This window comes from Lewinella sp. (assembly GCF_050633125.1).
Classification (GTDB): domain Bacteria; phylum Bacteroidota; class Bacteroidia; order Chitinophagales; family Saprospiraceae; genus Lewinella.
The window spans coordinates 1-15,801 of record NZ_JBOEFX010000138.1; the positions used below are offsets into that span (position 1 = coordinate 1).

General features: G+C 45.9%; 6 protein-coding genes. All 6 read right to left on the minus strand.

Annotated features, from left to right (window positions below; all coding sequences use genetic code 11):
• A partial coding sequence (locus ACRBG0_RS25170) for a beta strand repeat-containing protein (protein ID WP_431489597.1) occupies window positions 1–3,428 on the minus strand: 3,428 nt, incomplete at its 3' end.
• Between the two features lie 265 nt (window positions 3,429–3,693).
• The gene (locus tag ACRBG0_RS25175) at window positions 3,694–4,287 is read right to left on the minus strand and encodes a leucine-rich repeat domain-containing protein (RefSeq protein WP_431489598.1); all 594 of its coding nucleotides are present in this window, start codon (window positions 4,285–4,287) and stop codon (window positions 3,694–3,696) included.
• Window positions 4,288–4,427: 140 nt separating this feature from the next.
• Window positions 4,428–5,105: a T9SS type A sorting domain-containing protein gene (locus tag ACRBG0_RS25180; protein WP_431489599.1), complete on the minus strand. Its 678-nt coding sequence runs from the start codon at window positions 5,103–5,105 to the stop codon at window positions 4,428–4,430.
• 36 nt (window positions 5,106–5,141) lie between these two features.
• Window positions 5,142–6,986: a tail fiber domain-containing protein gene (locus ACRBG0_RS25185; protein WP_431489600.1), complete on the minus strand. Its 1,845-nt coding sequence runs from the start codon at window positions 6,984–6,986 to the stop codon at window positions 5,142–5,144.
• Window positions 6,987–7,158: 172 nt separating this feature from the next.
• Window positions 7,159–10,251 (minus strand): CRTAC1 family protein, encoded by a 3,093-nt coding sequence (locus ACRBG0_RS25190; RefSeq protein ID WP_431489601.1) that lies wholly within the window; start codon window positions 10,249–10,251, stop codon window positions 7,159–7,161.
• A gap of 255 nt (window positions 10,252–10,506) precedes the next feature.
• Window positions 10,507–15,483: a T9SS type A sorting domain-containing protein gene (locus ACRBG0_RS25195; RefSeq protein ID WP_431489602.1), complete on the minus strand. Its 4,977-nt coding sequence runs from the start codon at window positions 15,481–15,483 to the stop codon at window positions 10,507–10,509.
• Window positions 15,484–15,801 lie beyond the last annotated feature (318 nt).

Sequence of the window (15,801 nt, forward strand, 5' to 3'; positions counted from 1 at the left end):
TTGCCGTCATCGGTAACACCAGTACCGCTATAAACACCCAGGTCTCCTGTAACCGTTCCTTGTGGAGGCGTACCACCGCCAAGACCAGCTTGTACGCCGGCATCAACACATAGGTCTGCAAGAGCAGTGAAGGTTATGGTAGGTAGCGCGAAAACTTCTATGTCATCAGTGGCGCTTACCATACAACCGTTTGCATCGGTATAAGTATAAGTAAGCGTATGTGTTCCTACGCCAGCCGCAGCAGGATCGAAACTGTAGGTCATGCCGTTACCATCATCGGTGACGCCAGCACCACTGTATATACCCGAATCACCAGCAACGGTTCCTTGTAAAGGAGTACCACCGCCAAGGCCTGCTTGAACACCGTCATTAAGACATAAATCAGCAAGAGCAGTGAAGGTTACCGTTGGTAAGGCAAATACCTCTACATCATCATCAATCACCATGCCTGCAGAGCAGCCATTTGGATCAGTATAATCATAAGTAATGGTATGCGTACCAACACCTGCTGCTGCTGGATCAAAACTATAAGTCATACCGTTGCCATCGTCGGTAACGCCTGTACCGCTGTAAACGCCACCCATTGGCGTGCCACCACCTAAACCAGCTTGTACACCGGCATTTAAGCAAATGTCAGCGAGTGCGGTAAAGGCGACAACAGGAATAGGGAATACTTCATAAGTATCATCGGCAGAATTCGTACAGCTATTACCATCGGTATAGGTATAGGTAAGTGTATGGACACCTACACCTGCGCTAGCTGGATCAAAATCAAAAGTGCCGTTACCATTATCCGTTACACCGGGGCCACTGTACATAATAATGTCGCCATCAACGGAGCCATCAGGAGGATTGCCTCCTGATAAATTAGTTAACACACCTGCATTAATACAGGTGCCAGAACCTGTGCCTGCACCTGTAACAGTAAAGCTCACGTTTGGTAACGCAAATACTTCCCGATTAAGGTTGGCCATATTAGAGCAACCATTGGCGTCTGTAACAGAATACATGATAGGATGAAGACCTACGCCAGCAGTAGCTGGATCAAAGGAGTAAGTCATACCATTTGCATCATCTGTAACACCAGCACCACTATATACACCACCGGAAGGTGATCCGCCATCCTGGGCAAGTTGAATGCCAGCATCTAAACAAGTACCAGTGCCGGTAGCAGTGAATGAAACACTAGGTAAGGCAAATACTTCTACATCATCCATAGCTAGTCCTGCACAGGCTCCACCTCCTACGATATAAGTTATTGTAGTTGTTCCAACGCCAGCGACTGCTGGATTAAAACTATAGGTCATGCCGTTACCATCATCGGTAACACCTGCACCTGAATATATACCTCCTGTAGGCGTACCTCCACCCAAGCCAGCTTGCACACCTGCATCAATACACAGGTCTGCTGGTGCGGTGAAGGCCGCAGCGCCTACGGGGAAGACCGTTTCGTCATCTGAGGCACTATTGGTACAACCATTCGCATCTGTAAAGGTGTAAGTAACTGTATGCATTCCCGCACCCGCTGCAGCGGGGTCAAAGGAATAAGTCATACCGTTAGCGTCATCCGTAACTCCGGTGCCACTATATACACCGCCTGTTGGCGTGCCACCTGATTTACCGGTCTGAACGCCTGCTGTAATACAGGTTCCTGTACCAGTAACGGTCATGGTAACGGTAGGTAAAGCGAATATTTCTACGTCGTCGGTAGCACTATTGGTACAACCATTACCATCAGTGAATGTATAGGTAAGAGTATGGGTGCCAACACCTGCGCTAGCAGGGTCAAAGGAATAGGTCATACCGTTGGCATCATCGGTAACACCTGCACCTGAATATGTACCGCCGGTAGGCGTACCACCACCCAAACCAGCTTGCACACCTGCATCAAGACATAAGTCAGCGGGAGCAGTAAAGGTTACGTTAGGAAGAGGATTTACCGTGAAATTGGAGATGCTGGTTGCTGAACAGCCATTCACGGTAACAGTGTACATGATATCATTGTTACCTGTTGCAGCCATACTCGCGTCAAAGGTAAAAGTCATGCCATTACCATCGTCCGTTACACCAGGTCCGCTGTAAGTTCCGCCAGTAGGGGTAAAGTTTCCAAATCCATTAGAGGAAAAGTTTGCACATACGGCTCCAAAATCAGGCGTACTATTGATGACAGGAATTGCTAATACCTCTACATCATCACTGGCGCTGTTGGTACAGCCATTTCCATCAGTGAAGGTATAAGTAAGGGTGTGCGTTCCTACACCCGCAGCAGCTGGGTCAAAGGAATACGTCATACCGTTTCCATTGTCGGTAACACCTGTACCGCTGTAGACACCGCCTGTTGGGGTGCCGGTACCAAGGCCAGCTTGGACGCCAGCATTAACACAGAGGTCAGCAGGTGCAGTGAAGGTAACATTAGGTAAAGCGAATACTTCTACATCGTCCGTCGCCATGCCAGTACCGGTACCATCCGTAAGGGTATAGGTGATGGTATGGGTTCCTACACCCGCCGCAGCAGGATCAAAATCGTAGGTCATGCCATTACCATCATCGGATACACCAGGACCACTGTAAGTGCCACCCGTTGGTGTGCCGCCACCAAGGTTATTTTGTACGCCCGCGTCGATACACAGATCAGCAGGAGCGGTGAAGGTGACCGTAGGGCCAGCAGCCCCTAAAGTCACTCCACCAGTGAAAGGCGTTGTTGACAAAGCTAAATTTGTAGAAGCTGTAATGTTCCAGTTCGTGGCTACATCTTCAATATCGCTAGCATCTGTAGGTAGGTTACGTTTGGCAGGATCGTATTCTCCGTCGCTCGCGTTTAAAAAGATAATTACAGCATTGGGATGCTGTCCGCTAGGGTCGTCTCCTGATCCTAGTGCTCCATCAAACGCATTGGTAAAGACTAATGAGGAGTAAATTTCATCAACGTTAGAAGTAGGATTACCAGGAACGCTGGAACGGAAAGCGTGCAAGGCATCTGAGGCAGCAATACCAAAGTTTCCACCAGAGTGGGCTATCGAACCTCCAGCACCCGTAACGGTGAATGTGTTAGTACCAGTTTCACTGACGAAAACTACTTCACCTTCCATTAGTCCACCCACAGGAGGAGTATAAGCAAGGAGTGCTTCACCAATACCCGAACAGGTGCCATCAAAATGAAACTGTCCGTTACTGCCACCAGTAGTACAGCTACTTTTGTATTCCTCGTCGGTGAAATAGATAGTTTCCGTATCAGGTATCGCTTCGCCCGCTACGAAAGAAAAGCCGTCAGGACTACTACTACGAGTACCTCCAACAAAAGCTACTTTAGGAACTTGAGCCTCTACAAAGAGGATACTTGCGAGGAGAACTATACCCAGCACGAAGATTTTTTGGCATAGAATACCAATACGGCGAGGCACAGTGGGAAACTGTAAAAGTTGTTTCATGGTCGATTATAATTTGTTAGTCGAATAGGGGCCTGGTGAACAGGGCCTAAGCTCAAAAAAACGGTGTAGGCCGAAGCCCTTTTTAGGTCTCTTTAGTAAAACTGCGGGAATCTATTCAAAAGAACAGGAAGAGCCCACATTCAAAAATTCTCTCAAAGCTAGCCAAATATGGTAGGATATACAATTATTTAAGCGACTGAATTTAAAATGTTTTAAATGAACACCTTATCCTATCAAGCTTCAATGTTTAGATCATGAAAATTGATTAGCGCCGAGTTCCCTTTTCGAGGGTTAGTCCGGTGGCTTTTTCAGCCCTTTTTATTTCTATTTCAGAGAGATGGTCGTTAGGTAAAGCCAGAATGGATTGGAGTTTAGGCTGATGACGAACATCTAATCCTTGAAGCGATTTCAATGGGTTTTTAAAACAAGAAATTTCTTGTAAATGGCTTAGAAATGCTATTTTTTCAAGAGATGAAATTTGATTTTTATGAACAAATAATTTCTCCAGATTTAGCATTTTTTCTACCCCCGAAAGGCTTTCTATTTTGTTGTTATAAACGACCAACTGCTTAAGTTGAGTCAAGGCTGAAATCTCTTCCAGACTAGTGATTTCATGATGAGTAACAAAGAGCAATTCGAGGTTTTTTAAGCCTTTGAGGCCACTCAGGTTGGTGAGGTCAAAGCCCATGTTAGGGTTTTCTGAACCAGGGCTTGCAAAACGTAAGACAGGCATTGTCCAAAGGTCAAGGATTTCTGCATCAGTAGGCGTGTAGACTGTTCTTGCATGAAAAACAGCTTGGCTAAAGGCGAGCTTCCATTGATCTTCTAGTTGATCCCACCAGGCTTGAGGTTTTTGCATTTTATTTAAACTTGTTTGGTTTGAATAGGGGAGGAGGCGCAAAAATAAGAAAGCCGCTCCCTAAATTAGGAAGCGGCTTGATTTATTTTGTACTCTTTTGTTCAAAGACGTAATTAAAAACGCCTCTGTTCAAATTGTAATTACTTGGTTACCACCATGATACGAGAGTCGACAATGTTGCCGTCTACGTAAAGGCTGTAAACATAGTTGCCGGTGGCCAGTGATTGGGTGTCCAACCTTAGGTTGCTGAGTCCCATTTCCTGGATCTCGTAAGTCTGAAGAACAATGCCCTTCAGGTCTGAAATCTCCACACGAGCGTCGGTCATGTTTTCCGGTACGTAATAGCGAATGGTAGAATTGTCTACGATTGGATTGGGTGCATTCTGCAAAAGGTAGGCATCATTGGCATCCAAGTTAGAAGCTTCGCAGCAGCTGTTAAGGCTTTTGCGGATAACTTCATTTTCGCGACGCAGCTCTTCGTTGGCAGTCATTAAGACCTCCATCTGAGCAGTGAGTGCATTCAGTTTTTCAACAACCTGACGAGGTGAAGAAGAAACGTAAAGTTCCTCTTTCAATTCATCAAAATCTGCTGGAAAAACAGTAGTGACTTCCTCCGTTGCAGAACGATTTAGGCTTCCAGGGATATCCTGATCACTGCCTTTGAATACGTCACTGCTGGCAGGCGTATCAACTTTGTCAGTAGCTTGTGGTTGCTTAACGTCTTTGTCACGACCATTATTAAGCTCTGTGTTTTGTGCCCAAGTTAGCTGAAGCGAGCAGCTAGCAACCAGAAGCAACAATAATTTTATATTCTTCATTTTATTATTTGCGTTTGATTTTTGAAATAAGATAGCCTAGCGCTTTTCAGAAACGTTCTGACTTTGCGTATCGGCATTCTGCTCAGTGACTTGCGCCTTCAGTACTTTAGCCAATTCGGCAACTTCCTGACGCAGCTGAGCTACTTCACTCAATTGAGCTTCTAGCTCGTTGATACGCTCGTCCTGGTTATCAATGATTGCTTGTTGATCCTGTACAGCATTGATCAAGATATAAGTAAGAGGTGTACCGTCAACAAAGAGATAGCCTTCTTCACTACCTTCTGTCACCTTTACGGTGTAAGGAGCAACTTCCTGGATTTCTTGTGCGATCAAACCAATGAATTCCGGCTCGGTAGGCATGTTCATCTTACCGTTGTAGTTGTAACGTACAGGACGGATGGCCATTACTTTTGCTAAACCATCTTCGAAATCACGAATGTTGGTTTTAAGGCGACGATCAGAAGGAGCAGCCCAGGTACCACCGTTAGGCTTTACCGCATCATCTACTCCCAATTGTAAAAGGTGATCAGGACTGACAATTCCAATACCTACTCGTTCGGTAGCACCATTCACGTGTAAGATGGTATTGTTGTTTGCATTGTTCAATACATTAAAAGCATTGTCGACAAAGAAGCGAGTATTCGTACCTTTTGAAGTCGTATTACCTTGTACCTGAAGGTTACCGTCTTCTAGGAAGAGATTGCCTTGCTTTACGTGTAATTCAGCAGTAGGGTTATCCGTACCGACACCTACGCGACTATTACGAATAACAAGTTGGTCATCATTATCAGCTCCGGGAAAGATGCGGAAAGAAAGGGTCGAAGAATTGGTCACGTCACGTACAAAGAAGTTCGTTTCGTTACCAGCTAGATCCCAGGTTTGGGAGGAGAAACCATCGCTACCATCCTGTTCTAGTCGTACCGTAGGCGTATTTCCCTCTACCATGTGAAGGTCTACAACAGGGTTAGCTGTCTTGATACCTACATCTCCATCAGCCTCTGCGTAAAGTGTATTAGCTGGTGCGCCTGCTTCAACCACGAAAGGACGACGGCCTGCGGTAGCATCTTCAATCGCAAAGAGGTTTGCACCACCGTTGCTGGTTTCATTCGCTACCAAACGCCAGTCATTACTTGGGAAAGAAGCGGAATTACTCGTATCATCAAAGTGAAGACGCAGGTTGTTCTCTTTTAAGCGTTGAGTGTCAAAACCGAAAGATTCGGAAGAGGAACAATCAATACCTACACAAAGGCTTCCTTGGACAATCACGTCGGTGACGAAGACTTGCATATCTTCCGCCATGGACATATCCATCGTTTGAGGAAGCGCTTCGATTTCGAAATAGTTCAAAGAAGCATAAATAGCTTCTGACGCAAAGAATTCCGTTTGCTGACCCATCATCGTCGGAGGTGGCATATCACCTTCGTGCTTGTTTGGGGAAACGAACTTACCGTTGAGGATGCCGAAGTTGTAGTTCTGGATTTCCAGTGCCTGAGGTAGGCCATTGGCTACCACATAGCGCTCAATAGCTTCCTGGTCACCTTTTTGGCGGAACTCAAGAAGGTCTTCTTGCTGTTGCTCCGTCAAGCTAAAGGTAGGCGTCACCGCTACCTTGTAGGTTCCGTCCGCAAATGAAGTTCCGTCAGCCTTTACGGGGCTAATGGTTAATTCTTGAATGTCGTCTGCCATGTAAGTTGTTCGGTAGCTGTTGGGCCCAGAGATATCGACTTGATAAGCTTGAGCATTCTCTTGATTGACCACGATAGTCACTTGAGTTTCTTGTACGTCTATGTTCGACTTAGTGGTCGACTGAGCGTACACCATCTGTCCAATCAGGCAGCATGCGAGTACTCCTAAGAGTCGCAAGTTGATAGTTGTCTTCATATGGGTATGAATGTATAAATGATGAAATTGATTATAATCAATGATAACTGCATATACCATCAGGTTTACACAGCGGAAATTTTGAATAAGGAAACGGTTGTAATTAAGTAGTAGGGGGGAATAAGCATTGTAAAAGTAATAATATTTTATGTGCAATATGAGAAATACAGTACTAATTTTGATTAAACCTGTGTATTTTGTTGATAGTTAGGTTTTTGTGCTCTTCTTGAGTTCCGTCTGGCCAGATGATTTTTAAATCCACTTGATCTGCTTGTCCCACTCCAAAATGCATCATTTTGGGGTGGACAGATAAGTAGCCATCGGTACTATGAACTTCCCGCCACAATTGCCGTCCGTCGGGCAGTACTACGATGAGTTGAGCACCGATAGCGTCGCGATTGCTTTTATTGGGATTGCCGGCGAGTTTAACTTTTAGCCAATTAAAGTCATCTGTGCTGGCCGTGTTTTCAAATAAACGGGCACCTGCCTGGAATTCATTCACAATGATGTCCAAATCTCCGTCTTGGTCATAATCAAAATAAGCAGCACTTCTAGAGGTACCTTTGTAGTCGAGTCCACTATCACTCTCTACAACATTTAACTGGCCGTCACTATTTTCGAAAAGGATGTTCTTCTCGGCCAAACTTTGAGCCAGCGTAATGTCAATTACCTCTCCATCTGGTGAAGTATAGTAGGGATTTTCGTCGCTGTATACACTGTATTGGTTCATTCCCGTAAGACAATAAAGATCCAGGTCTGTATCATTGTCGAAATCAAAAAAGTCAGCATCCCAGGACCAACCGGTGGAGTTGTATCCTCTTCCTACTTTAGTGGATTGTTGGAAAATCGGGCTACTGCCCGCTTGGCGAGCCTGAGAAACAAATAAGTCGTTGGCTTCTATGACCCGCATGCTGGCCAGTGATTTTGGATCAAAGTGGGCCTGGGTGTCTTCATTGGGCAGTACGTATTTATCGTCTTTTTCCATCACCACGATATTGGAAATGTAGAAGTCGGGGCTAAGGTCCCCATTAATGTCCCCGATACCAACGTTCATGGTGTAGCTGGGTTTATCAGTACCTATTTCTGCGCTTACATCCGTAAAGGTTCCGTCTTGGTTATTGAGGTAATAACTATTGGTGCCAAAGTCATTGCCGGCAATGAGGTCTTGCCACCCATCGCCATTAAGGTCAGTATGGCCAGCTGCTTGGGTCCAGCCGGTGTTTTCTACACCAGAACCAGCGGAAACATCCTGAAAGCGAAAGTCCCCCAAATTGCGGAATAGCTTATTAGGGCTACCATTTGTATTGTGGCGTCTGAGCGTTGGCAGTTCTCCTTCTAGGTAGTTGCCAAAATAGCCGATATAAATATCAAGCAGACCATCACGGTCATAGTCAATAACGGTAGTGGGGCCACCCACCAAGCCTGCTCCGCCAAGCTGGGCTGGCTTGGTTTGGTCTCGGAAACGCCAGTTTCCAAGATTTTCGAAGACGCGATGATCATCGTTGGCATAAATAAGGATGATATCCTGATCACCATCGTTGTCAAAATCGGCTACGAGTGGTTGTCGGGCTTCCGGATAGGTGCCATCTGCGCGCTGCCAGTTAATACCGGCTTGTTTGGTTTTCGAGACAAATCCTTGGCCCTGCTGGTTTTGGTAGAGTTCGCAGCCTTTGCCTCCAAGCAGGAGTACGTCTATCCAACCGTCGCCATCAATGTCTTCTGCGGCCACACCACCACCACCGAAAGCAGGAGGAATAGAGAGCCGAACGACCGTTTCGTTTCCTTCTTCTTTGGCTACGTAGCCACGGATCAAGCGACTCAACCAGTCGGAGTTACGGTGTTCAAAATTGATGCCCAAGTCTTGGCTACGATCCTGAAACAAGCGACCTTCTTGCCGCTTTGGTGATACTGCTGCCGAGGATAAACTCACCTCTTCTGTAGAGGGAGGAGGGAGTTGACTATAGCGCTCCAGGCGTCCTTGGAAATCGCGCAATGCTAAGTTAATATGGTCAATGTTGAGCCTTGGGTCGTCTAGTGCTTTGGCTTTTGTGCCAGCAATACGGAAGAGGAGTACCGCAAATTGTGCGACACCTTCTACCAGCATTTCTAGCGCAAACGGATCTGGACGAAGTAGCAATGCTTGGCCTTGGTCATCCAAAGCAAATTTCAGGTATTGCCAATGCAGGCCGCTATCGCGAAAGGCATCGAGGTCATAAGCTTGAATGACAAGGTTATCCTGAGGAGCTAAACGGGGAAAATAGTCGACATCCTCAAAAGCATTCACGCTATGGGGGAGGTAATCCTGCACAGCTGTGTAAACGTGCTCATAACGAATACTATTACTCCCGGCTTGCTGAGCCAGCGACTGGGCATGTAGCAATACTTCGCTGCTAAAGGCAGCCATGAGTTCTGTGTAGTGGTTTTTCAATTGTCCGGATTCTTCGCTACTCGCAGGCCAAAGAACTTTAGAAAAATAGACCTGGATATTCCGTAAAAAAACCGCCTGGCTGATCTGATTATAAGCTTGGTAAGCTGCTAGCTTTTGGGTAATTAAAGGATAGATCAAATCTGTAGGCTTAACACTCGTATTGGTTACCGAAGGGCTTACTTCTGTTACTGGTAGTGACCAAATGGTAGCCGCCTGTACGATATGCTGTTCGGTAATCTGTTGGCTATTCGCACGCCGAGCGAGCTGGTCGGCTTCCTGTAATAAAGCGAGGACCGCAATGTCTATCGTCTTTTTGAAATATTCTAACGTTTTCCCTTCTAATGGGGCTAAGTTTTGATCAGCCATCATACAGGATTGTTGCACTGCCAGAATAGCACGATAAGCATAAGCGACAGAGCTGTATTGTCGGTAATCACGCGCTGTAATTTGCACCTTTTGCCCCCCTGGTAGGAACAATTCAACGCCTTTCTCATCTTCCTGAAAAGCCAACTGTTGAGCCGCCACTGTTTTGAAAAGGCTCAATTCTTCTCCCGCAGGGTTTGCTTCTTTTGCTTTGGTGTAAGCCATCCATATATGCTGAACCAGCGCTTGCTGAAAATTGATTCGCGCTGTACGCGCTTCGAAAGTAAGCGGAGTGCCGTACAGGAAGTCTTCTAAGCGAGAAGCAGTAGCATGGCACTTGGGGTCACGTGCACTTTCGAGGGTGCCTATTTCGGTGAGTATAGGAGAATAAGCAGGGAAATCCTGAGCACTAAGTTGTGAATGAAAAAGTATAAATACCAGGATAGTACTAGCGAAGAGGAGGTGTTTTTGCATAAGAGGAAGCTTTTGCTTGGGCTGTAAAATGATCTTCCTGCAAAGTTACAATTTCTTAGTCAACTATGGGCCATGCCATCGTTCCTCGGCACCACGCTGTTCGCTACCGCTACCATCGCTTGTCCTTGGTCACTCCGTGCCCCGAGCTTGGGCCGCTGGCCCTCGCACTACGAGGGATAAAAAAGCGCTCTCAGGCAACAGAGGGAGCCCAAGAACGCTAGTTCGCAAAATCCAATACTTCTTGATTTACCGTCACTAAGGAAGCAGCACCATCTTTTTGGTCAACGATACATCTGCTGTGGACAGGGTGTAACTGAGTACGCCTTGTGCATTTCCGAGTAGCTGACGATTCAGCGTTACCAGGTGTTCGCCAGCAGCATATTTACCATTGAACTGGTAGATGATCTGCCCTTGTAGGTTTTGTACACTAAAGGTGATCTCTTCTTCTTGCGCAAGCGCAAACTTGATCTGGCTCGATGTCCGAAATGGGTTGGGCGTGTTCTGTTCTAACGAAAGTGGGAGAGAAGCTTGATTAGTAAAGCTCAAGCCTAAACTTAGGAGTTCCTCCTGGCGATAAGCTTCTGGGTTAAGGCTCCTCGATTCACGGATACCAAGGGCATCGCTCAGCCTAATGTCTTCTTCTGCTTTCAGAATCAGCGTAAAGAAAACTTGTTCACCGTTCTGGTCCATAGATGCCAGACCAGTCTGATGCCAAGAGGCCAACAGTAAGTTATCCTCGGTAGGAGCGTAGTTGAAGTTTTCTTCTTGAGCCAGGTTATAGGCGATGTCCACGATTGTTACGCCATCTAGTGATAACGCCATTTGCCATCCATCCAAAGGCAGATTGCCATCATTCCTGAAAATGACAGGGTATTCCTCACCGGCAAGTAAAACCTGATCCGTTAGAGAGAAATCGACCTTGCCGTCCAGGGAACGATCTTGTTGAGCATGGGCATTGGCAAGCACACTTTGATTGACATCTCCAACTTTTACACCAACAAAATTGGCCAATACTTCTTCTCCAATGTTATTGTGGCTAGCGACCTCAGGGAAAAACTCCAGCCAAGGGTTGTTGGCTTCCGGGAAAGAATAGTCGCTAGGAATGAAACGCCAGCTTGTATTATTGGGAAATTCGGTGTTGATCTGTAGTACCAGTTTGCGGATTTGAATCAAGTCCAATGTAGAGATACTTTCCGATTTGTTGACATCAGCTGCAATCATTTTGTAAGGGCTATCGAGGATCCGTATTCCCAGGATATGCTTGCTAATGAGCACCAAGTCAAAAGTAGTTACACCATTGGATGGGTTAGCATTCAAGTAAGGAATCACTGATACATCAATATCTGTTTCCAGGTTGGTGAAGCTATACATTCCAGCAGATGTAGTAACGGTGGCTTGTGAGTAATTACCACTTATGTTGACCTCTACGCCTTCAATACCTTCTGCGTTTTCGGTAGCTATTAAGCCAGAAATGGTGCCGGTTACAGCTCCGCAGTCGCTATGCTCTTGCACCTCAATGTAGGTTTCGCAATAGTCGTAGTTGCCCTCTTGGTCAAAAGCATAAACATAGACAACCGTAGTTGTCTCATCATTTTGGGTAAGTACCAAACCATTGTCAGCAGGGTTAGGCACAAATTCAGGGTCTGCCTGAACGGTACTGGCCCGATAAATAGCATAGCTGTTTACTTCGCGTAAGCCATCATCTTCTAAAGGCCCTTGGCCTGTGCAGTCGTAAATTGGAGAATTGGCGAAATCTGACGCCCAAATACTCATGGCACAACCTCCGTCAACTTGTGGCATCAGCGTTACGGTCAACCCGTTGATACAAATGGGAGCTGGACCTTTTTTGTCAATCACATCAAAGAGAATGGTTTGACTGGTTTGGTTACCACAACCATCTTCAAAAAGTACCCGTAAGGCATGAAATACGTTCGCACCCATGGATGCCGGGATGATCGGGAACTCACCATTGAAATCAAAAGTACCATCCTCGTTGTCCGTTATTAATGGCAATGCGGTTTCGTCTGCTACGAATTCTGTAGACTGGATGATGCCATCATTATTGGTGTCCACCGCAAATGCGTCTATAGATGCATCCACTAAACTGATCACCAAGTTGCCGTCACCGTCAAATAATTCGCATTCATCGGTAACAGAGAACGGAATGCTTACAGGGGCCGTACAGTTACCAAAAACGTCTGCGAATTGGCCAACTGCCAAATCGGGAGAGGCATCTGTTGGGCCGCCAAAGTAGCCTACAGACACAACAGGTGCAGCTGTATCATATACTTTTATGAATTGGGTATAAATATACCGCCCATAATTCGTTAGCGTAGGCGAGGCGTTGCTCAATTGAGAGTCTCCGTCACGGTCATTGTGTTTACGGTCAATAACCAGCCCGGTTACGTTATTGTAGCGAATAACAGGACGTTCATTGCCTTCTACAGCACGATCCTGGGGGAGGGCTTCGCCATCATCTTCTGTCATTCGGTCGAGGGTGTAGCCATCGTATTCGCCATCCCACAAGCACCAGTTAATAACGTCGTAGGTCAGCGAATATTTGTAGCACTCGTCGCCGGTTGCAGCAAACACCACAGGTTCGCTAATATTGACCGAAAGTACATCGCAGCCCAGTGCTTCTGTAATAATAGTAGGAACAATGGGGTCGCCACAATCTGCAGCGGCATCTTCAGGGAAGTCAATAGTAAATTGGTGAACCTCGGTAATGGTAATGACCTGCTGACAGCTATTGGTCGAGCGGAAAACTTCCGAAATGTCAATGACTCCGTTATCGTTTGCGTCTCCTTGGGGGCGTAATTGCCAAGCTTCAAAACGACGTGTAATCGTACCCCATCCGCATTCATTGATACTGATGTTTGGCGTTCTTTCCACGATGGTATCTACAGCGCAATTGTCGTTGCCACTAGCACCGCCAAAAATACTTGTCATCATGGTAGAAGTTGCTGCAAAATCACTAAGATAGGCGATGCCGATATCTCCAGGGAAGCTCAGTGGCAGTTCTACACAACTCAGTGAAACATCTTGAGGGCCAGTGCAATGCGGGTTTAATTTGTCTTCAGGGATGACCTCCAGCCAGCAAGTGTTGGTATTCTGAGCAGTATCGGTTACCAGTAAGTGGATTTTGATTGTTTGACCAATGTCTTCACACGAAAAATCTACGGTGTCCGTCCAAGCGGTGTCTTCGTCTCTGCGAATAGCTAGGCTAATGTCGCTGCAATGATCTGAGGAGCCTTCGTTTAAGTCTTCTGCGCTGAGGCTGGCATGGCCGTATTCTCCGTTATTAATATCCCCTCCACCGAGAGAAACAATTATTGCATTTGTACAGGCAGCAGTAGGAGCAATGCGGTCTCTTACTTCAAGGATAACCTCCGAGCAGTTTTCGTTACCACATTCATCTGTTGCACAGTAAAGAAGGTCATAATCACCGATTTGCAGTTGTACAAGTGTACTGGTTGTGCCACTCCAAATGTAGTTGCCTTCTGCATCATTTATCTGAGCCTGAATACTCTGGATACCTGAGCAGCCATTTCCATCACTCACAATGGGAGTAGGAACAACAATATTAGCGAAGCAACTCGCTGGCGAAGTGGAGAATTGGTAATATTCATCCGGTTCGCCATCGTGATCATAATCGGGGATGTTGTAAGCAATAACAGGGCCTGTATAGTCGCCAACGGATATGATTTGATTGTAAATAATGGTACTACCTGGATCACACCAGTCAACAATGGTCCATTCTCTGCGGAAATGGTAGGTGCCAGGGCAGGTAACGATACGCGGCTCATCAGAATAGGAAGCACCGATATTACACACACTCTGGTCAAGGTTGTAAAAATTAATTCCGGTGCTTAAATAAGGAAAACCTGCATATTCCGGGGAGGGGTTGTCATCTGGTCCTCCTTGGTCGCCATCGGTTGGGAAACCTTCGTCGCATTCCATGATTGATGTAAAGGGAGGAAGTGCAATGTCGTTTAAGGTAGGCTTGCGAACAGTAATGATTTGGGTACATTCAACTACCAGTGCGGGGTCTTCGCAGTTGGAGTTGTACCGATCTGCAATACTGAAGTGTCTGGTGATTGTCCAGTCTCCGCAATCTCCGTCTTCTTCCAGGTCATCGTAAACGGTGACGAGCATGTCACCACAGTTGTCTGTTACTTCTGGGAATCCGGTGAAATCTAGTTTGTTGCGGATGGCCTGCGGGATGCGGTAAGGGTCGTCGTAGTCCAAGATTAGGCTTCCATCGGCATAGAGACTATAAACATAGGTGTTCGTAAGAACAACATCTTCAACATCAAGGCAAATTAGTTCAGCAGCTAGCTGTACTTGTGATTTACTAAGGTTAGTCACCCTTCCATTGTTGTCGGCAAAAATGGCAATACCATAGCCTCCAGTTTCTATTGGTTCTCGGCTGGTCCAAACAAGGGTATAAGTCCGGTTGATTTGGAGGTTGAGACTTAATCGAAAAGAAGGATTGATGTTGGGTACAATAGGATCGAAACTATCTACACTTCCATTAAAAGTGTTGTCGGATTGAGCAATTAAATTTTGACAAGGATTTTCAGGAGTGAAGTCACCTTGGTAAAGGCCAATGAGGCCATCATATTCTGCTGCACCAATAAAGGTGTAGATATCTGATGAAGTAATGGTAAAAGTATGGACGTTGTAATAGCGACTGCCAGAGAGTAGGGGCGGTTCTATTTCTTGGTAGCAACTTTGTGAAGCGGGGCTGAAAGAAGGAGAATCGGTAAACAATTCACCTCGAAAGACTTGCATATCATTAAGAAGTACTGCTTCGCCGGTTCCTTCTGGGCAGGTAAGTACTGGTGGTGTCTTGTCTTCGGCCAGGATTTCGCCCCAGCAACTAAAGAGTAATTCATCATTAAGGTAGGTATCCACATTATAAGTGTGTGTACCGCAACCCGTAAGATAGTCGGTTGCTTCGCCGTCAATGGTGATTTCAATAAGGTCTGCTGCTGAATAATCACCTGTCAGGATCATTTCCGGAGAGACCAGCGCGCCGCAATTCTCGTCAAGGGTAAGGTTTATATCCCCAATACATCCAATTTGAGCATTGGCTTGGAAATAACTTAATAGACTTAGGGCCAGGAATAAAAAGGCTGACAAGGAGTTCTTGTCTCGATGAGGTAATGGGATAGAAAAAAGGATGCATTGGCAACCAGCCAAGCGAGGGGCGTTGTGTAGTTTAATCATAAATCGTCCTTTTGAAGTCGTCTCAGTGCAATAATTCAAAACGCCAGTATTGAAAAGGTACCGCAAAATACCAGTAATAACAATACTGCATCAGCCTGGCTGACAGTGGATTAGACGATTGGATAATGTTGTATACCACTAAAACCCTAAGTGATTAGGAAGGGTACTACTTCTTGATAAGGGAAGTAAAAGCTAAAGCTAAAACTTTGATAAAGTATGTGGCTGTAAAAATAAGGTTAGCAAATATAACTTTTTTCCTAAATATTAGGAATTAATAAGCTTCTTTTTTTATGATAGAACATAGCTGGTCCTTAACTG